This window comes from Pseudomonas sp. MF09150 (genome assembly GCF_059862355.1).
Genome location: NZ_JCBCUS010000001.1, coordinates 2,087,447 through 2,108,231 on the forward strand (window position 1 = coordinate 2,087,447; position 20,785 = coordinate 2,108,231).

Here is a 20,785-nt window from a genome sequence, read left to right on the forward strand (position 1 = left end):
TCCTGCAAGACGGCACCGCCTCCAAAGCGCACACAGGGCTTCAGAAATACTGAGTCGCGACGGCCCAGATCCGAGGCGTACGCTCGGGGCCACTGCCTTCACTGTTGTTATCCAGCGTCCAGGAGCTGGTCACGCTGATCTGCTGCGAGGGCCCGATCCAACTGGCGCCCAGGCCCGCGCCCGAGAGCTGGCGACGGTTGTCTTCACGGGTCCAGGGGTGTTTGTTGACCTCCACCGCGCCGTGGTCGACAAACGCCTTGAGCTGCCAGCGGGGGGCCAGGGCGTAACGCAGCTCCAAGCTCGCCTGCCAGCCCTGGTCACCGCTGCCAGTTCCTTGGGGATAGGCGCGCACATCGAATGGACCGCCAATGCCGAATTTTTCCGAGCTGTCCAGGTTGGACGACGCCCACTGCGCATTGAGCTGGGTATAGAGCTGAAAGCGCGGGCTCAGGTACTGCATCCGCGCGGTGTTGAGATTGATCTTCTGGAAACCGCCGGCCGTACCAGCAGTGAGGCGATCACGCCACTGGTCTTGTGGTCCGTCGAGGCTCAAACGGCCACTGCCATAAGTGAGGTAGAAAATGTTCTGCCCGCCCCCAAGCCATCCGTCCTGATGGTTGCCATTGAGGCTTAGGCTCCAGAGTTCGACATGCTTGCTGCTGCTGGCCTCAAACAGGTCGATGTCGTCCCGCAGCCGCTTGTCTTCGTACTGCAACTGCGCGCTGAGGTCGAAGGAACGACTGCGGACCAGGGGCTGAGTGACAAAGAGGCTGCCGATACTGGCTTGACCATGGGCCTCCAGCACCTCGAAGTCCTTGCTCAACTGATAGCTCATGTGTGAGTAAGCCATGCCCAAGCCCGTCGACCAGGGACCTACCGGAAGTTTGTAGGCGGCGCGGTAGTAGCGCTGATCCTCGTCACTGCCGAGCACTCGCAGGTTGAGCTGGTCACCCAGGCGCAAGGGGTTGTTGAGGTTGAAGCTGCCCCCGAGTCGATACTCGCCCGTGTAGAAACCGCCGTAGTTATCCGCCTCCAGGGTACCGCTGGCCCATGGGCCGGGCTGGGCATCGATCAGCAGGTCGGTGGTTCCGCGGTGCGCACCGGCGCTCAAGGTGCCTTTGACCCGCACGCCGGGAAGGTCACTCAGCAGCAGCAGGCTGCGCTCAAGATCGTCGCTGTATACCGCGGCATCGCTTTTGAGCGACGACAATGGACCGCGAATCACCGAGTCCAGCGCTCGGGACTGGTTGTGCAGTTCGATACGGCCGTAACGGCCCTCCAGGACCTCGATGCGTACGACACCGTCTTCGATCTCCTGGGCCGGCAGGAAGGCCCGGGCCAGCATGTACCCCTGCCCCTGGTAATAGAGGGTTAAACGCTCGGCAGCCGCACGCAACTGGTTCAGGTCCAGCTCCTGCCCTTTCAAGTCCGCCAGCAGGGGTTGCAGCACCTCGCTGCTGAACTGCTGGTTACCGACAATGACAAAATCGTTGACCTGCAAACGAAACCCGGAGGTATCTGGGGCCGTCGCGCTCGGTTGATCGACCGTTGGCAGGTCCAACTCAGGTTCCGTGGTTTGTGGCAACGAAGGCTGCGTCGCTTCGATATCACGCATCACTTGCCCCGCGTTGGGTACATACACCGCCCCCGATGCGGCCCACGGCAACACCAGCAGCAAACCCAAACAGCCTCGGGACCAGCATTGCCTCGGCCCTTCGACACGCCCGCCCCATTGACCAGTAAATGGCTTGTCCCTGCCAGCCTCAGTCTTGCAACCGAACGCTTCCACTCGTCCTCTCCCCACTGTTTATCGCAATTTGGTAATGACCTGCCGACTGATCTGAGCCATCCGTTGCTTTACAGGCAGGACCTAACCAGCCCAGCTTGATGCGCGCGATAAGCCGACCGCAGCGGGATGCCCGACGGCACTGAACGCTCGACATGACCAGATCCCAACACGTTTAAGATTCAACTGAAGAAACACAAAAAGTTAAATAAAAAACCCACTAGAACCGCATAAACCAAAGCAGCTTTAGTTCACAAAAAAAAAAAAACGTTGTACCGCAGACTTAAAAATCTCTTTCCCGAACCATTAGCTTTTTTATCGACCTCGACGAAAATGTTACGGACAGACGGCATAACAACGCCCGAACCCACCATGAACTTACGGTCATCCAGACCAAATCTTCTTGTTTGAAAAAATCAATAAAATACCTAAATTGTTACACCTCCCACAGAGCCGAACGTTTTCCATCCTGACCAAACACCACCTTAAACTTTTCATATACCAGGCGCTTTACTGATGACAACGAGAAATATGCCATCTTCCGTTTACTAGATAAAAGAGAGCCATGCAGCCTGAGTAGCCCCAGAAGTCACCGCAAAGACTTAAAAGGCCTATACCCCCCATGATTTAATTTTCAACATCAAACAACATAAGCCCAACCCACAAGACCCGTAGCTTGAATAGCGTGGCGAACCCGACACCCCGAAAAAACATGAACACCTGCCGACCCATAGAGCCTATAAAGCTACTGTTTTTTAATTGACCCATTGGCCTCAAAAAACTCAAAAACTTACCACGGGCCCTATTAAAACAACTTAAAAACAGCTTCTTCCATAAGGATCGTCTTAAACTGGCAAAAACAAAAACCGGACAATGCCTCGAACGATCGTCACCGCCACGAAATATGACGACACCTTCTGACCAATAGGTCGCACGTCCTAGCTTGGTTACTCACCGATAACCGATTGAACAACAAATAAAAATTCATCCACAATGGTTAGGATTAGCTCCGCGATGGCAGGCACTTCAGGGTTGGCAACTGCCAAAACATTTAGGACCGCTAGGTAGTACTGGGAAATACGCTCTTATTCTTCATGAAAAAGAGCTCACTTTCGCCAACACATTAATTACCATCGAGTGCAACCTGCGGTTCCGTTACGCGATATGAAACGCAAACCCGAGTTCGGGGCGTTCAGACGAGTTGACTGCCCCAAACACATGCCGGGCAACATCATCACTTATCGTACAGAGCGCCGAGACCGGGTAAAAACTACCCTACCGATGGTAAAACTCCATGATGATCCCGCCTCTGAACCTCCCTGCTACTGGTCGATCAGTGCGCCAGATCAAGTTGACGTCGAGCTTTTGACTGCGCGAGATCTCGCTGCTCGCTTCGAACATCGTGGCTTCTTGGTTAAAGGGGATGACGGTCTTGTTTCTGAGCAACTGAATGCCCACCGAGTCGAAGGGCTTATTATCAGCCCCATAGGGAATCAGCAAATTCTCGCCAGCATTGACGGCACTTAAGGGAGCAGCCTTCATAAAGGCGTTTATGCTAAACACCGTTTTATCACCACGGCACAACCCTGAAGTATCTTTATTGGCAAAAAGAGTCACTTCACGAGTACTGGCCACATTACCAACGGCGGCGCTTCCGGATGACATAGTACCAAAATCAATATTCTGGGTAGAAAACCCTACCGTGATCGGACACTTTATATATTTTATTAGATGAAGATCTGCAAGGGTAAGCCCCCACATTTTAGCAGGGTCATCCGTGCCTGCATCCATGCCGCTCAACTGAAGTACTTTGTGGCTATTCACCCCTGTAACGACGTCGTCCTGATTATCTCCGGGCGGCGTTTTTTTGACGATGAACAAACTGTAATTGAAGGGAACAAGCACATTAGGACAGTTTTCGGTACAGCTGGGCAAGATGGCCTTCAATTCTATATTACAAGAAGATTGACACGTATAATCCTTCCCATTGTAGGTAACACCCAAGTCAAGATTGAGACCGAGAGGCTCGACGTTTTTGTTAGGATTGAGTATGTACGCCAGCGCATGCGATTGGCCATTAGGGGTATTTTTACATAAAAACACACCCCTTATTGTGGGCGAGCGCCAGAGCACGGTCCCCTGCGTCGCTTCATTGGGTATATTTATAGTGCCGGGAACGCTCATACGCTCTTGATAATTCCCTGACAAGCTGCAGGTAAATTTGACAACAGGCGATGCCTGGCTATTCCCTACCAATCCAAATAGCAACAAAAAACTTAATACACTCTGAAGGTTCCTCATAAAAAATACTCAGACTCAAGCGAAAAGGACGTGACACGCTAATCCTTCCGTGGCCACCTTGATATAAGCCAAGTCTCAACTTCAAAGCCCCTGAAACAGATAGAAAAAATACCAACACAATATCCCCGAGGCATTAAGCCACACTACTTTTCCTATCTATTTCCAGACGTTTTTTAACCCGACGCCATTCAGGGCCGGGCCTTGGAAAATGTGCTACTGACCCATACCGAACGGTTTTCCAGAGGCGCCGCTCGGCGACTCGATACAGTTAGCCGACGATGAAAAAAAGCACCCGGCGCCCGCGCTTCCGGTTCAGCCCGCCCTTGTTCTGGAATCACCACCAGCCAACGCCGAAATATTTCTGCGCACGCTCAACGCGCCGCCTCAATGCTCCGTGGCCGCCCTGTCATCGCGCAATGCCCGGCTCTCCCAGGCCGCCACCAACACCATTACCGCCGTGGTCAGCGAGCCCAGGGCCAGGGCCGAAAACAGATGATTGAGGGCCGGCGGCAGCAACCCCAACAACAGCACCAGCCCCACCAGGTGCGACAGTGGCGGCAGCACCCGGTCAGCCATGACCCACTTGAACAGCGCGCAACCGAGCAGGAACAACCAGGGCCCGCCGATGATGGCGACGATCCCGGCATCGCTGGCGTGGTCCGGGTGCACCAGCACCAGTTCATCGGCCACCGCGCTGACAATAATCCCGGCGACAATCAGCACGTGCAGGTAGGTGTAGGCGATGCGCGCCTGGCGCCCGGGGTCGTCGGAGTGGGCGATCCGGTGGTGGGCGCGCTCGGCGCCGCTGTCGAAATACACCCACCACATGGCGATGCTGCCCAGCACCGCCACCACGAAGGCCAGCAGCCCTTGAACGCTCCAGGCCAATTCGGCGAAAGTCGCGCCGGTCACCAGCAATGACTCGCCCAAGGCAATGATCACAAACAACCCGCAACGCTCGGCCATGTGATTGCCTTCGACGTTCCAGTCCTTGAGGGTCGAGCGGCCCAAGCCCGGGACCCAGAAGTACAACGAGGGCGAGACCAGTTCGATCAGCAGCGCCAGCGCCCACAGCAACAGGCGCTGATTACCCTGGAGCAGCGCCCCGCCGATCCAGAACAGCGCTGACAACAGCATCCAGGCCAGGATCCGCTGGAAGTTGCGGGTCATGTTCAGCGCCTCGCCGCGTACCGCCCAGATGGCAAACGCGGTACGCCCAACCTGCATGAACACATAGGCACCGGCAAACAGCAGTCCGCGTTCGCCAAAGGCCTGGGGGATCGAAGACGACAGCAGCAGGCCGGCGACCATCAGGCCGAACAGGCCGATGCGGATCGGCAGTTGCTCCGGGTCGAGCCAGTTGGTGACCCAGGAGGTGAAAATCCACACCCACCACACCGCCACCATCAACAACGCCACCTGCACCGCACCGCCAACGCTCAGGTGCGCCAGCAGCGAATGGGAGAGTTGGGTCACGGCAAAGACGAACACCAGGTCGAAGAACAACTCGACCATGCCGACCTTGCCGCTGTCGAGACTGCCACGGCCACGCAACAGCGAACGGGGTTTGCTCATGGGGATCTCCGCCAGAAATGTGCACCGGTCCTGCATCACAGCAAAGCAGCCGCGCCACGGGCCAGCAAGCCCGCGGCTGAATCAGTGCGCCAGCAGGCCGCGCTCACTCATGAAGGCTTCCAGGCGCGAGCGCAGCCAGCGCTCGGCCGGGTCGGTGTCGACATGGCTGAGCCAGACCATGGACAGGTCCAGGGTCGGGGTCTTGAACGGGAACGGCTCATTGAACAGGTGCCCGGAGGCGGCCATGGCGGCGGCGGTGTAGTCCGGCAGGCTGGCCAGCAGGTCGGTCCCGGCCAGCAGTGCCGGCAGCGAACTGTATTGCGGCACCGACAGCACCACATGCCGCTTGCGGCCAATCTCCGCCAGCCACTCATCGGCGTAGCCGCTGACATTGGCCGTGTGCGACACCAGCACATGGGGCCGCGCGCAGTATTCATCGAGGGTCAGCGGGGTGCAGCTGGCATCCGCGCGCAACACACTGGGCTGGATATGCCGCAACAGCTTGCGCTTGGCATTGGCCGGCAAGCCGCGGGTCTGGCTGATGCCTACGGTGATATCGCCGGAAGCCAGGAGGTCGGGGATGCGCCAGTAATCCACGTGCTGCACCACAAACACCACCAGCGGCGCTTCCTGGCGCAAGGCCCGCAGCAGCGGCGGCAACAAGCCGAACTCGACGTCATCGGACAGGCCGATGCGAAAGGTCATGGTGCTGCTGGCAGGGTCGAAATCACGGGTCAGGCTCAGGGCCGACGACAAGGCGTCCAGCGCTGGCGACAAATGGGCAATCAGCTCTTCGGCGCGGGCCGTGGGCTCCATGCGATGACCAACGCGGATAAACAACGGGTCATTGAACATGGCCCGCAGGCGGTTGAGCGCCGAACTGATGGTCGGCTGGCCAAGAAACAGCTTTTCCGCCACCCGCGTGACATTGCGCTCCAGCATCAGGGTCTCGAACACCACCATCAGGTTGATGTCCGCCTTACGCAGCTCATTGCGATTCATCAGCGCTCCCCCAGCCCCAAAAAACACAGGGGCCAGTGTAGGGAGGTCGCGGGATCGGCGTCTACGCACAGTTGCGCGTGGCTATTGCCCCTCGGGGGGATGGGGCTTGAGGCCTTTTTTCTTGAAAAACTCGATCAACCCCGGGTTGCCGATTTCAAGTGCCATGTCCAGCAGGTTGCTGCGCTGCTCCGGGGTGCAGGAGTAGCGACGGGTGGTGGAGGTGTCGCAGTAGGTCTCATCCAGGCGCATGCCGCGCTCGATAAAGATGGGCAAGATATCCCCGGCCGCATCGGGGCGTTCCGGCCGGTACTGGACGCCAACGAACAGCCGGTCCAGCACGTACTCCATCAACTCGCTGCCATGCTCGGGCAGCGGCAGGTGCCGGGCAATGGCCTGCCGGGCGGCGGGATGATCGGTATCCAGCGCCGCGCGAAATGCATCCAGGTCGGGATGGTCGGTGTTGTTGTAGTAGGAAACATCAGCACCGGCGGCCACCAGCAGATCGATGGTCTGCGTATCTGCCCCTTCCGTTATCGCGTAGATCAGCGGGCGCATGGAGCCGTCGTTTCGATATTCGTCGGCCGGTGCGCCCTCATCCAGCAGCCACTTGATGGTCGCCGGCGGGTTATGGGCCTTGATCGCCTCATTCAGCAGCGACGTGCGGAACCCCTCAAGCCCCGGCATATGGGCCAGATGCTTGCGCAAGGCTTGCATGGCCGGCAGCGCGGCCTTGCCCTGGAGCGCCACATGAAAGGCCGTGGTGTCGTCATCGGTGTCGTACACCAGCGGCAAGGCCTCGCCGAACCTGGCCAGCACCTGTTCCACATCCGCCGGGGTCGCGTGCTCCCAGAACCGCTCATTGAGCAGCATCAGCGGGTTATTGAAGTCCGAGCTGCTGGTGTAGATGCAGGGGTTGAGGGTCATGTCGGTCGCACCGGGAATATAGGTGCGCTTAGTCTCGGGCCCGGCATCCGGGCTCAGGCTGCGACTGATCGCGGCAATCACCCCGCGCGTGTCGTGGGACGCGTCCAGCTCCCAGCCCTGCCCTTCCTGCGACCGGTCCAGGCGCAGCTTCACCGGCAAGACCTTGCTGGCCGGCCCCTGCCAGGCACTGGAGAGCGCGGCAAAATACGGCTGCGCCAGCGCCGCCGGATCCTGCTGGCCACCGCCAGTCGCAGACCAGGCCGGGATCTGCGGCACCTGGCAGGCGAGGTGCACCTCGACCTTGGGCGAATCGCCCGCCGAGCACGCCGCCATGACCTGACTGTCAGTGACCTTGCATTGAACCTGTCGAATCGCCCGGACCTGTGCTTGCGCCAGGGCCTGCAACTGCTTTTCCTGATCGGCAGAAAGCGTGGGGCTGCGGCTGATGGCGCTGCGGGTAAAGTCCCCGAGGTTTTCCAGCGCGGCCCGCAACGCGGCACGTTCGGCCAGGGCCTGCATATTGGCCCGCACCTTTGCCGCATCGGCGTAATGCTGGACCGAACTCAAGCGGGCGAAGCTCGCCGGGTCGTCATTGATAAAGGCCTCGACATACAGCTGCGCCAACACGTCGGGCGATGGCCCGTCGCTGCTCGCTTCAGCGGCCTGGGCCGCAAACGCCTGGGCCAGCAGCACGGCGCAGAGCAGCCTTGTGCGACCCGGGTTCGGCCGGGACAACGGAGCAACAGACGGGCTGATGGAGTTGATGGCGAAGCGGAAACGGGAGCGAAAAGCGAGGCGGAACATCCATTTTTCCTTTGAACGTAAGGCGCGGGCGAGCGCTGTGGCGAGGGAGCGACAAGGCACACAATCGTCGAACCGTCGCTGGAGCCAGTGCATACGCGTGCGCAGACAGGCGCGCAGTGTGACGGCCTGCTGGCTGAAGAAAAAGCCTTTTTGCCTGCGGGCAGACCCACTCCCGTTCCAGAGCTGGGCCTATTGCAAAGTCACCCTGAGAAAAACACCGGGACCGGCATCAGCCCGGTCCCGGTGCAGGCCTGTCAGCGCTGTTCCCAGACCACCGGAAACCAGTCCTCGCGCATGCGATCGCCATCTTTCAGGTCAATGCCGGGGAACGGTGGCGAGGTGCGCCCGGGGCGCTGGATGTAGCGCACATCGTCGCCCATGAAACGAGTCGAGAACGCTCGGCGGCGACCGTTGCCGATGTTGCCGGCGGCGCCGTGCACGGTGCGAAAATCGAAGACCACGGCGTCGCCAGGCATCAGTTCAGGGGACAGGATCTGGTAGTCGCCGTTGTCCACGTCCGGCATGTCCATGAACCGGCTTTCGCCGGATACCTCATCGGTGGCGCCGTAAAAGTCCTGGTTGCTGGCCCAGCTTTTCGGGCGCACCGGCTTGGGCCAGCGATGGGAGCCCAAGACCACGCTCAAGGTGTTGTGGCGGGTCACCGGGTCCAGGGGGATCCAGTAGCTGGCGGTTTGCAGGCCATCCACGCAGTAATAGGGCAGGTCCTGATGCCAGGGCGTGGCTTTGGAGGTGCCGGGTTCCTTGACCAAAATATGGTCGTGGAACACCTGCACCTGCCGCGACTGCATCAGTTGGCCGGCAATGGCCGCAGCCGGCGAGTTCAGGACAAAGTCCTTGAACGGGGCGATGCGCTGCCAGTTGCAGTAGTCCTCGAAAAAGCGTCCGCGCTCACCATTGCCCACGTTCTCGATGGCGAAGGCACTGGGCTGGGCGAGGTTCTGCTCGAAACCGTCGCGCAGGCGTTCCACCCAGTCGCTGAATACGCCGCGCAATACGATGGCGCCGTCACGTTGAAACTGTTCGATATCCGAGTTCATCCGCCTGCCCTCTCTTGTTGTAATAAATCCCAGTATTGGAGGGCTTAACTTTTGCCGTAAACGATAAATTACTTATTTGTCACTATAGGTACTTTGTATGGCCGGCTTGTTGTCAGGCCCGGCAATTAACCGGTTAATAGCCATGACCTGCCGATTGCCTTGAGATCAATAAAGTGCAGGTCACTTCCTACGCTTCATCACCCGCAGTTAATCGCCAAATAATAAAAACAATCAGGAGTTACTTGGGATGAACGACAAAAGACCTGCAATGCGGCGGGGTTTGAATGCCCGTCACATTCGCTTCATGGCACTGGGCTCGGCCATCGGCACCGGGCTGTTCTACGGCTCCGCGTCGGCCATTCAACTGGCCGGGCCCTCGGTATTGCTGGCCTACCTGATCGGCGGCGCCGCCATCTACATGATGATGCGCGCCCTGGGTGAAATGGCGGTGCGCAACCCGGTCTCCGGCTCCTTCGGCCAGTACACCAGTCAGTACCTGGGACGCTTCCCGGGTTTTCTGACCGGCTGGAGTTATGCGTTTTCGATGCTGGTGGTGTGCCTGGCGGATGTCACCGCGTTCGGCGTCTACATGGGATTCTGGTTTCCCGACACCCCCGCCTGGATCTGGGTGCTGGGCATTGTGTTTTTTATCGGTGCCCTGAACCTGTGCAGCGTCAAGGTGTTTGGCGAGTTGGAGTTCTGGCTGTCGCTGCTGAAGGTCACCGCGATTATCTCGATGATCGTCGCCGGTGCCACAGTGCTGATTTTTGGCATCAAGTTGGGGAATGCCGCTGAACACACCGCGTCCATCAGTAACCTGTGGAGCTATGGCGGCCTGTTCCCCAATGGCTTGAGCGGCATGATCGCGTCGTTCTCGGTGGTCATGTTCGCCTTTGGCGGAGTGGAAATGATCGGCATCACCGCCGGCGAAGCCAAGGACCCGCAGCGGGCGATTCCCCGGGCGATCAACTCGGTGCCGCTGCGTATCCTGCTGTTTTACGTGCTGACCCTGCTGGTCCTGATGTCGCTGTACCCGTGGCCGAAAATCGGCGGCGAGGGCAGCCCCTTCGTGCAGATCTTCAGCGGCCTGGGGATCAGCTCAGCCGCGACCCTGCTGAATATCGTGGTGATCTCGGCGGCGGTATCGGCCATCAACAGCGATATTTTCAGCGCCGGGCGCATGATGTACGGCATGGCCAACAATGGCCAGGCGCCGGCCAGCTTCGCCCGGTTGTCGCGTTTCGGGGTGCCATGGATGACGGTACTGGTGATGTCTGTCGCGTTGCTGCTGGGCGTACTGCTCAACTACCTGGCGCCGAAAAACCTGTTCCTGATGCTGGCCGCCGTGGTGACGTTTTCGATTGTCTGGGTCTGGCTGATGGTCCTGCTGTCCCAGGTCGTGATGCGCCGCCGCATGAGCCCCCAGGACATCGCCGAACTGCAATTCCCGGTGCCGTTCTGGCCCCTGGGCCCGGCCTGCGCGATCGTCTTCATGCTGTTTATCTTCGGCGTGCTGGCCTGGTTCCCGGACACGCGGATGGCGCTCTATGTCGGCATCGCCTGGCTGGCGTTGTTGTCGGTCGGCTACTGGCTGTGCCTGGCGCGCCACGACAAGCTGCTCGGCATACAGCCCAAGGCCAGCGCCTCACGTCTGCAACCCTAGGCGGGAAACTGCTCGATCGCCCAATCCAGGAACGCCTGCGCCACCCGCGACGCCGGCATCGCACTGGACTGGGCGAGAACCACCGACTGCGGACTGACCGCCTCCACCAGGGGGCGGCAGGCCAAGGGCCGACCGTCATAGCTGCAATCCCTCACCGGGCGGGTACAGGACAGCGCCACCCCATAACCGTGGGCCACCAGCCCGCGCTGCATCTCGAAGGTCTGGGTCAGTTGCTGTGACCTGGGCTGCAGATCGCAGGCCCAGAACAACGACAGGAAATACTCACGGGTCCGGGCGATGTCTTCCAGAATCAGGCACTCGTCGGCCAGGTCCACCAACGACACCTGCTCCTGCTGCGCCAACGGGTGGTCGGCCGGGAGCAGCGCATAGGGCGCCAGCCGCGCCAGCACTCGAGTCTCGATATGCGGGTCGAGCCCGACCTCATAGGTCAGCGCCAGCTCGGCCTTGCCGTCGCTCAGGCGGCGGTTGACCCCGGCCAGATCGGTTTCAAACAGGGTGATGCTGACCTCGGGGTGCAACTGGCGAAACCCCGCCAGCAAGCGCGGCGCAAAGTACGGTCCCAGGTCCTGGAAGCAGATCAGGCTCAGCGTCCCGCGCAAGCCGGCCTGCTCATCCTCAACGCCACCCATGGCCCCCGCCTTGCTCAAAATCTCCCGCGCCTGCTCCAGCAGTTTGCGTCCGGCCGGGCTCAAATCAAGGCCGCGGCTGGCCTGACGATGAAACAGCTTTTCACCCAATATCGCTTCCAGCTGCGAAATGGCCAGGGACACCGAGGGTTGGGAAATATGCATGGCCCGAGCGGCGGCGCTGATGCTGCCCTGCTCCGCGGCGGCCACAAAGTATTCGAGCTGGCGGAAGGTAAAACCAATCATCGGCCGGGTATCCCTATTATCGTTTTGCCCGATGATACCCCAGGCCATGTCCGCCCAAAGCAGACTGCTCAAGGCCGACAATCTACCCGGCGCAGCAGTACCTCAAGTCCCAGATCGACAGCCTATTGCTGGCTGCAATTCGCTGTTCCATGACGATAGGCAACACCCATTCAAACAGCATTCGTGGTCTATCCAACTTTCCATAAAAACCCGCTAATTGAACGACCCTTTTAATTAGCGCTTTGCTTTATTCACTTCCTTCAAAACGCCTGCAGCCTGTTGCCGAAAATCAGCTTAGGAAATTTCCTAGAAGAACATACGAAGCGTCCGATGCTCCGCCACAGGAGCGACAGTCAGACTCGCGGCTCTTTCTGCAGACTTTCGAGTTTCGAGGATATAAACCGATGAAGATTACGCACATAAAGTTCCTTTCGTTGATCACGGCCAGCCTGTTGGCAAGTTCCGTCATGGCCAGTGACGGCACCCTCAAGTTCACCGGCGATATTGTCGCTGCTTCATGCGCTATTACCGGCGGCTCCGGTACTTCGGCCGGTACGGAAAATGGCAAGCAGATCATCAACGTACCGATGGGCAAAGTGTCAATGGACTCGCTTGGCTCCGCCAGTGGCGCCAACTCGTCCATTGCAGCGGGCAAGAACATCAACCTCAGCCTCGACTGCGGCAACACCGGTACTGGTTTGACAGGCGTCAAAGTGGCCTTCGACCCAGCCAGTGGCAGCGGTTTTGATAGCAACAATAACGCTCTGCTGGCGCTTGAGCCTGGTGGCGCCAAGGGTGTTGGCATCGGTATCTATGACACCAGCAATAAATTGCTCAACCTGCGGGCTGGCGAGTACTTCACTGCGGCACTGGTAGAAGCTGACGACGGTACCGGCAAGAAGAAATACACCGCGGACCTGAACATTCGTGCCGCTTACGTCAAGAACGGTGGGGAACTGGGAACAGGTGCGGCATCTGCAAACATGCCGTTCACCATCACCTACCAGTAAGCAAGACCTGAGGAGGGCCTGAGCCCTCCTCGCCACAAGGAGTCCTATGACCTTCTTATTTCCTCTTATCCGCCTGGCCCTGCCAGTTGCACTGTTACTGGCCCCGGTGATGTCCCATGGGGCCATCACCCTGGGGGGTACCCGCCTGATCTTTACCGCCCCCAGCAAGGAATCATCCATCCTGGTCAAGAACCAGGGCGCCCAGGACATCATGATCCAATCCTGGATTGATCCGGATGATGTCAGTGAAACGGCGCAAGACCGTGAAATGCCCTTCGCCATCACACCTGCACTCAGCCGCCTGGGTAGCAACAGGCAACAATTGCTGCGGGTGTTTTATTACGGTAAGGGCGCCAATCAGCAGCAGGAGTCGGTGTATTGGCTGAGCGTCCAGGAAATCCCGCCAAAATCGGCGGATGAAAATATTCTGCAAATTGCATTGCGACAAAAGATCAAGGTGTTCTATCGCCCCGTAGGCCTACCAGGCAGTGCCGCTGAAGCGCCTAAACAGTTGCAATGGAAGATCAATGCCAAAGGGCTTGAAGTGACTAACCCCTCCGCGTTTCACGTATCCCTGTCATCCCTGAAGTTGGGCGTTGGCTCCTTAACCTATCGGGTTAAAGAACGCATGATCAAACCGGGGTCGACCGTTACGTTGCCCATCAGCGGATGGCAAGGGACTTTATCTTCTACCGGTACTGTCGAGTTTGAATGTGTCAATGACTATGGTGGGCTGGATAAATTCACGGCTGTTACGCGCTAAAAGTTTTTTCAAAATTACAAACTTCCGAAACTAGCCTTCGACACTCTCACGTCAGTTGATATTAGTAACCCCGGCGAAAGCACTTAAACTCCAGACGGTACACGCATGCTTTTTTTTCAAAAAAAAATAGAACTCTTAGTTCATCCGAGGCGAAAACTATCGCTCTTGGCTGCTATGAGCATGCTCTACTCGGCGGCCGGGTTTTCAATGGAGTTCAACCAGTCCTTTCTTAAAAAGAGAGGCGCGTCCGCAGTCGATTTAAAGTACTTCGAGACCGGCAGCGGGATCATGCCCGGCACTTACAGCGTTGACATCTTGGTCAACCAGGCACTCTGGAAACGCCAGGACATCGTGTTCATTGCAACAGAGGATGCTGAAGTCGCCCCCCAGCTGAGTCTGGGCTTGCTGCGTGACATGGGTGTAGACATACAGCGCCTGGAAAGGGATGCCATTGTGCTCAGCGATTCCCCCGATGACATGACGCTGAACATTACCACCATTCCCGGCGCATCGACCCACTTCGACCTCAACAATCTGGAACTGCGGCTGAGCATTCCCCAGCTCTACATCTCACGCCGCTCGCAAAGTTACGTCGACGCGTCCCTGTGGGATCAAGGCATCACCGCGTTCTATAGCAACTACCAGAGCAACTTCAGCCGCAATACCACAGCAGGCACTCGCAATGACTACGGCTATGTCGGCTTGCGCAACGGCTTGAATATCGGGGCCTGGCGCCTGCGCAACGACTCCTCCGTCAGCGGCAGCTCCGGAGTGGCGGCACGTTTCAAGAGCAACCGGACCTACATCGAGCGCGACCTGACGCGCCTGCAAGGCAAACTGTCGCTGGGCGAGTTGTACACCGCGGGTGATATTTTCGACAGCGTGCGCTTTCGTGGGGTCCAGGTCGGCTCCGACATCGGCATGTTGCCCGATAACGAAATTGGCTATTCACCTGTCGTGCGCGGCATCGCCGAAACCAATGCCACGGTGGAAGTACGCCAGAATGGCTACCTGATACATTCCTCCTCGGTGTCTCCAGGCGCTTTCGAAATCACCGATATCTACCCCGGCGGTTCCAACGGCGACCTGGAAGTCACCATCATCGAAGCCGATGGCCGCGAGCGCAAATACTCGCAGGCCTATTCCTTCCTGCCGGTGATGATCAGACGCGGCAGCCTGCGCTACAACCTGGCCGCCGGCGAATACCGCAACAACACCCAAGCCTCGCCCAACTTCAGCCAGGGCACGCTGATCTATGGCTTGAGCGAAAACTTCACCGGCTATGGCGGCGTGCTTTCAGCCAACCAGTATCAAGCCGTCAACCTCGGCGTCGGGCTCAACACCGCAATCGGCGGCATGTCGCTGGATGCCACCAACAGCCGCTCGGAAACGCCCTCGGGCAAGAAGGCCGGGCAGAGTGCGCGGTTCCTCTACTCCAAGACCTTCAACCGCACCGACACCACCTTCACCATGGTCGGTTACCGCTACTCCACCGAGGGTTACCGAACCTTCGGCCAGCACGTGGATGCCCTGGAATACATAGACGGCTCACTGCGCGGCCAGCAAAAGAGCCGGCTCGACCTCAACATCAACCAGACCTTGGGCAGGTCCGGCTCGGTATTTGTCAGCGTCGGTGAAACCAGCTACTGGAATGACACAGGGCGCACCCGCCGCTACCAGATGGGCTACAGCTCCAGCCTGTACAAAGCCAACTACAGCCTGGCCGTCTCGCGCACCGAAAATGCCGGCATCGCCGGGCGGCAGAACAGTCAGTTCACCGCATCCATCAGCCTGCCCCTGGGCAGTTCGGCCCGCTCGGCACGACTCTATACCTCTGCGGTGGCATCGCAGCAAGGCGATTCCAGTGTGCAAAGCGGAGTCTCCGGCTACCTCGATGAGCAGAACACGCTCAACTACAACGTCCAGGCCGGCTACAGCCGAGAAAGCGATGCATCCGGATCCTTCGGTGTGGGTTGGGATAACCGCTACAGCAGCTTGAGCGGGACCTATTCACAGTCCAGGGACACCACCCACTACGACCTCGGGGCCAGCGGGGCCGTGGTTGTGCACGGCGGTGGGGTGACGCTGGGCCAGTCTGTTGGTGAAACCTTTGCCCTGGTGGAGGTGCCAGGCGTGGAAGGCGTCGGACTGGACTCTTCATCTTCGGTGGTCACCGACCGTTCGGGCTACGCCATCGCCAACTATGTACAGCCGTATCGGCGCAATTGGCTCAGCGTGGAAACCTCCACCCTGGGCTCGGAAGTGGAATTGGAAAACACTTCACAGCAGGTCGTGCCCCGCCGTGGCGCCATTGTTCACGCGCGTTTTTCCGCCGAGTCCGGACGCCGGGTGCAGTTCGAACTGACGCGGGAGAATGCCGCAAGTATTCCATTTGGCGCCATGGCCCGTGACCAGGACGGTAAAAGCCTTGGGGTGGTGGACAACCTCTCGCGCTTGCTGGCATTCGGTATCAAAGACAGCGGCCAATTGAAAGTTGAATGGAAAGACGGCGCTTGCCTGGCAGATTACACACTGCCGCAAAGAAATAAGGAAAACGCTTATGACCGTATCAAGACGGTCTGCCGCGACCTAAATATGTGAGCGCAAGGCACATCAATTAACGTTTAAAAACCGCTGATGAGACGCTCTTCCTATCAGAGCCCAGCCGAGGTTTTTACTATCAAAACGGATAACTCACATGAAACCAAATACACTCACACTCAGCACCCTTATGAGCTTGCTATTCGTTACTGCAACCCCTAGCGCAGCCAGTTGTTATTGGAGCGCCAGTTACTACAAGAGAGACCCTATAAGCACGGCCACCTGGCACAGCACCTTCAATACTCCGTCCCTTAACCTAACGCTGGCCAAGGTATCTGTGGGCCAAGTGCTTGGCAGTGTCAACATTGAAACAGACAACCTCGACGGCACCGCAATTTGCACCAACGACACACTTAACGTGGGTGCCTATATAAAGCTGACCCACCCCAGGGAAAATGTGCCAGGTTTTAACAATGTGTATGAAAGCGGGATACCTGGGGTGGGCGTAAGATACAAAGCCATTCCCAACATGGGCCAGCTGCCCTTTCAAATGGGACCAGGAAATAACTGGACCTATAGTTTCTTCTTACGAACGCTGGTCGCAGAATTTATTCGAACAGGCTCAAGCATTGGGTCTTCAACCTCAGTCACCTTGGAACCCGATTTTGAAATGGTCCTCGATGGCTGGACAGCACAATCGACAAAAGGAAGCGTTCAGGTAAACGTAAAAAATGAATACTATTTTTCCGGCTGCACATCAACTGCCCCACTCTTGAATGTCCCCATGGGCAAGGCTGCTTTATCCCAACTTAACACTAACCAAGCGCCGATTAAGCACGTTAATCTGGATATACGCTGCATGGGCTTGAGCCACGAGAAAGCGCCTCCAGTCAAAATCTACTTTGAAGGAAGCAATGCAGGTGCCGGTTTATTGAACTTGGCAGCCCAGGACAAGGGCGCGAAGGGCGTACAACTGGCGCTGGAAAATGACAAAGGCCGGCCTCTGCCTTTCAGTAAAAGCAATGCCTTGACCATGGACTGGGATCACACCGACAGCCAAGGCGAGGTTTATCGACTGCCCATCAAAGCGCGATACGTCAAGTCGGGAGCAAGCATGACCCCTGGGAGGGCGGACGCCGAAATGAGCTATGTGATCGAGTACAACTGAGCGTCTTGAAGTCACTGGGTGTGCTGAATATCGAGAGAGGTTGGTCGTTCTGGCCAGCGCAGCCTTCGACAGCGGCTACAACAGTTCACTGCTCTACGTTGCATCGAACTCGTCTTCACATTTGCTTATGAAACCAGGCGCAAACGGGTGCCTCAAAGGACATTGATTGTCACTACTGTAGAACCGGAAAACGGGCCTGGAGCGACTGTTCCTCTTACTTTTAAAGTCGACGTGATACTGATTGCGGAGCTCAAATTATTGGCAACGGATACAGTGATGCCATCAGTGGCATCCACACCGTTGATCTTCACCTCGGAATAAAGACTGTCATCGCTCCTGAGCATAACCCCATAGGAGTTTGTACGAGTTGCACGAACGATGACTTTGGCAGCCCCACCACAAGTAAGGCTTAACTGAGTCGAAGCTTGAGCGCCGGCCAGAGCGTTGCTCAACAGTGCTCTATGATCGATATTTGTATTGCCACTGATATTACATTTCACCGGCTCCGGTGCCACTACCAGAGGAAAGCAACCGGTAATACTCGACCTCCCTGCCCCATTTGCGGCGCCGGACGACATATATATACAGCGAGCACCGGAGAATGGTGGGAAAACCACTGATACTGTAAACGGGTTGGAGAATCCAAGTGAATCAAGTTGAGACCTCATCTCACCCAGTGTGACTGGAGTCGTCTTGCTGGAATCGAACGGCCCAATGGCAGTGAAAGGATTAAACGCTACTGTTGCTCCCCAAAAAAAAGTGGCACTCAAGCTAAGCCCACATCTGCCCGCCCTGACACAGTTTGAGTTCGTAAGATCTTGAGTTGACCAATTAGAAACCCTGATGACATACGTTGAGCCGCTGATTGATTGCACAGCCAGGTCTATGGCATGGGCTTGGGTCGCTAAAAAAACTAACAACACTATTGAAAGCCCGAAGTCGATTGAAATTTTATGTTTCATTTCGTCCCTATTGAAGTTAACAACTACAAGACCTTCACAATTCAAGACAAAAGCAACAGAGAGCTCTTTCAACAAGTGAACATCGCGCTCTTTTAGCACTGACATCTATTTTATAGATACCGCACCCACATCAAATAGGAAGTTTCCTAGGCGCAAGTAGGACGCTTCCTAGCTATCGCATCACTGCATCAGACAATATGAATCGGGCGAGCGCCGTTTACCCACTGTCGTCATGCCTTTATTTCTATCGGCATTGAGCAGTTACCGGCGAATGAGGCCACAACAAGAGCCCGGCTCACAGCGCAGCAAGGGCAACGCGCCACCAGAAAGAGAGGGGCATACCCCGTCATGCGAGCATCAGCCACTCGGCCGGGTCTTGCGCATGATGACTATGGGTGATTTTCGCCAACCATGAATTGGAGACATGCCGTCTTTACTGAGAAGACAGGCTTAAAACAGCCTACAAGCCTCTACGAGGCGCGCTGGGTGCGACAAGCGGGAATGGGTTCAAAATGAAGGCGATGGATGCCAGAGCAGCAGTACAAACGAGCACTATAAGCAGACACAAAAAGGCCTGTAACTCATTGAGCTACGGGGCTTTCTAAATATGGCGGAGAGATAGGGAGGCTCCATATAACGAAAAACTACCCATAGACTATTGAATACAGGGGGTTTTTGGTTACTTTACGTACAATAACGAACACCCTAGTATTGCACTTGGAGGCATCCCCCTAAATAAAAGTTAGCCCTCGCGATTTGAGTTCTACTTCTGGTAAATACTGAAAATGGGGGAATTACCCCTGCATTGATTAGCAGGAAGGCTTTGCTACTGACTAGCGTACTTGATATAGCAGTCGACCGCGGGCATTAGACAGAACTTTAACTTTGCTTGGCGCTTCACTTCACTGGTAGGTAATGGTGAATTGCATCGATGCATTGGCAATGCCGCCCACCACAGTGTCGGAAGTCTTGTAATAGGCCGCTTTCAAAGGAATGCTGTAATTGCCCGAGGGGACGCTGCTGAGAAACTTATGGGTTTCCCCCAAGCTTACTGCCTTGCTGTTGTCGTCCGTGATCTGAATACCGACACCCGTAGCCCCGCCGGGATCAAGTGCAAGAATGCCATTTTTAGCGTCAAAAGCGGTATTGACCGGATCCAGTCGATAACTGATGCCACCAAGACCCGCCGGGCAGTTTTTCAGCTGGATATTGAAGGCTTTTTCACCGATGGCCGTGCCCACCCCTCCAAACTGGCTGCTGCGTTGCTTGCCCAGGTTGACATTGACCGAAGGCGTCTCGCAGCTAATTTCGGTAACCGCGATGGCATTCGACATCTTAAGGCTCGCGATGCGGGAACCGCCCGCTACAATGGAACCAAAAGTACTCACTGCCACTGTTCCAGGCGAAACATCACCAATTTTGTAAATCCTGATTCCGACTTGCGTACCAACAATGGTGTACGTCGAACCGGCAACCAAAAACTCTCCATTTTGGTAAGGAGGAAGTACGTAGTCTTTATAAATCCATCGCCAACCCAATCCCGTGGTTCCGATTGGACTTGGGCCATCGGTTGACGTCTCGCCCATACTGTTTTCATAACCCCATCTATCCGCCCCGCATCTGAAAACGGATGCGGGTGACTGCGATAACACTACATTAGTCGAGCGAAAGATCTCAGCACCATTGGGCACATTCTTGGGCACACGCAGGGTAGTTGGCACTGTTATCGTTTGCGTAATAGCAGACCCAGTCAGTGTGCATGCAGCCCATGAAAACGTTGAACTAATGGCCAAAAGCACGCCTGCAACCGCGCAGGGCCACACCTTAGATTTGAATACCAAAGTTTTCATAGATCTTCTCTCTTGAATCGCACAGCACACTGGCTGCTGTTACTGTAAGGCTCAACGCACTTCACAGGCGCTGTCCAACAGGGTGTAGCCGCGCTGCTGAGGATCGGCCGCTTTAGGCAGGACGTATCTGGCACGGCAGCTCTGATGCTCTTTGCCGCCCCAACGGATCACCAGTTGACCTTGGTTCTGATCAGTACGGATGAACAGCCGTCCACCCTGCCCCACCATGGTCATGTAGTTGCCCTCGCTGTCTTCAACCTGCGCCCCCATCGGCAGGCTTTTGCCGTCGTCTCGGGTGACGTGCAGTAACACGGGCGTGCCGGAAATGGTCGCGTATTGCACCCGTGCAATGGCCCCGTATTAACCCGGCAATCAAATACACCAAATCATGCTGCGTAGGCGATACGTGGATGCCGGAAATAAGAACGGATTCTTTGAGGGCGTAATTGCAATCGTCTCATGACCGAGCGAACACGCCTTTCCAG

General features: G+C 56.9%; 15 protein-coding genes. 5 read left to right on the plus strand and 10 right to left on the minus strand.

The annotated features are described in order from the left end of the window. Window positions 1–40: 40 nt before the first annotated feature. The 6 genes from AC19YX_RS09470 to AC19YX_RS09495 all read right to left on the minus strand — a co-directional run bounded on the left by AC19YX_RS09470 (window position 41) and on the right by AC19YX_RS09495 (window position 9,450). Entirely contained in the window at window positions 41–1,684 is a 1,644-nt protein-coding gene (locus AC19YX_RS09470) for a ShlB/FhaC/HecB family hemolysin secretion/activation protein (protein WP_500606107.1), read from the minus strand. A gap of 1,377 nt (window positions 1,685–3,061) precedes the next feature. Beyond that, a complete protein-coding gene (locus AC19YX_RS09475) occupies window positions 3,062–4,087 on the minus strand; it encodes a hypothetical protein (RefSeq protein WP_500606108.1) in 1,026 nt (341 codons plus the stop codon). A 384-nt stretch (window positions 4,088–4,471) separates the two neighbouring features. Beyond that, complete coding sequence (locus tag AC19YX_RS09480; RefSeq protein ID WP_500606109.1) at window positions 4,472–5,662, minus strand: low temperature requirement protein A; 1,191 nt, start codon at window positions 5,660–5,662, stop codon at window positions 4,472–4,474. 81 nt (window positions 5,663–5,743) lie between these two features. After that, window positions 5,744–6,664 (minus strand): LysR substrate-binding domain-containing protein, encoded by a 921-nt coding sequence (locus AC19YX_RS09485; RefSeq protein WP_500606110.1) that lies wholly within the window; start codon window positions 6,662–6,664, stop codon window positions 5,744–5,746. Between the two features lie 81 nt (window positions 6,665–6,745). Then, window positions 6,746–8,392 carry an ankyrin repeat domain-containing protein gene (locus tag AC19YX_RS09490; RefSeq protein ID WP_500606111.1) on the minus strand — a complete coding sequence of 549 codons (1,647 nt, stop codon included), beginning with the start codon at window positions 8,390–8,392 and terminating at the stop codon, window positions 6,746–6,748. Window positions 8,393–8,646: 254 nt separating this feature from the next. Then, complete coding sequence (locus AC19YX_RS09495) at window positions 8,647–9,450, minus strand: phytanoyl-CoA dioxygenase family protein (protein ID WP_078473201.1); 804 nt, start codon at window positions 9,448–9,450, stop codon at window positions 8,647–8,649. Window positions 9,451–9,697: 247 nt separating this feature from the next. Between AC19YX_RS09495 and AC19YX_RS09500 the strand changes: the two genes are divergently transcribed. Continuing rightward, entirely contained in the window at window positions 9,698–11,113 is a 1,416-nt protein-coding gene (locus AC19YX_RS09500; protein ID WP_500606112.1) for an amino acid permease, read from the plus strand. Here the strand turns inward: AC19YX_RS09500 and AC19YX_RS09505 are convergent. Further along, entirely contained in the window at window positions 11,110–12,006 is an 897-nt protein-coding gene (locus tag AC19YX_RS09505; protein ID WP_500606113.1) for a LysR family transcriptional regulator, read from the minus strand. The two genes, AC19YX_RS09500 and AC19YX_RS09505, sit on opposite strands and share 4 nt — an antisense overlap. A gap of 404 nt (window positions 12,007–12,410) precedes the next feature. On the opposite strand from AC19YX_RS09505, the gene AC19YX_RS09510 reads away from it, so the two are divergent. The 4 genes from AC19YX_RS09510 (at window position 12,411) to AC19YX_RS09525 (ending at window position 17,488) form a co-directional block, all read left to right on the plus strand. Next, entirely contained in the window at window positions 12,411–13,016 is a 606-nt protein-coding gene (locus tag AC19YX_RS09510; RefSeq protein WP_078473198.1) for a fimbrial protein, read from the plus strand. Window positions 13,017–13,062: 46 nt separating this feature from the next. Then, entirely contained in the window at window positions 13,063–13,779 is a 717-nt protein-coding gene (locus AC19YX_RS09515; protein ID WP_078473197.1) for a fimbrial biogenesis chaperone, read from the plus strand. Window positions 13,780–13,884: 105 nt separating this feature from the next. Next, a complete protein-coding gene (locus AC19YX_RS09520) occupies window positions 13,885–16,380 on the plus strand; it encodes a fimbria/pilus outer membrane usher protein (RefSeq protein ID WP_500606114.1) in 2,496 nt (831 codons plus the stop codon). 97 nt (window positions 16,381–16,477) lie between these two features. Next, window positions 16,478–17,488 carry a fimbrial protein gene (locus AC19YX_RS09525; protein ID WP_500606115.1) on the plus strand — a complete coding sequence of 337 codons (1,011 nt, stop codon included), beginning with the start codon at window positions 16,478–16,480 and terminating at the stop codon, window positions 17,486–17,488. A 152-nt stretch (window positions 17,489–17,640) separates the two neighbouring features. On the opposite strand, the gene AC19YX_RS09530 is transcribed toward AC19YX_RS09525, so the two are convergent. The 3 genes from AC19YX_RS09530 to AC19YX_RS09540 form a co-directional block, all read right to left on the minus strand. Then, window positions 17,641–18,525: an MrpH family fimbial adhesin gene (locus tag AC19YX_RS09530; RefSeq protein WP_500606116.1), complete on the minus strand. Its 885-nt coding sequence runs from the start codon at window positions 18,523–18,525 to the stop codon at window positions 17,641–17,643. Between the two features lie 827 nt (window positions 18,526–19,352). Beyond that, the gene (locus AC19YX_RS09535) at window positions 19,353–20,300 is read right to left on the minus strand and encodes a fimbrial protein (RefSeq protein ID WP_500606117.1); all 948 of its coding nucleotides are present in this window, start codon (window positions 20,298–20,300) and stop codon (window positions 19,353–19,355) included. Window positions 20,301–20,351: 51 nt separating this feature from the next. Beyond that, on the minus strand, window positions 20,352–20,612 hold the full coding sequence (locus AC19YX_RS09540) for a FimD/PapC C-terminal domain-containing protein (RefSeq protein WP_500606118.1): 261 nt from the start codon (window positions 20,610–20,612) through the stop codon (window positions 20,352–20,354). Window positions 20,613–20,785 lie beyond the last annotated feature (173 nt).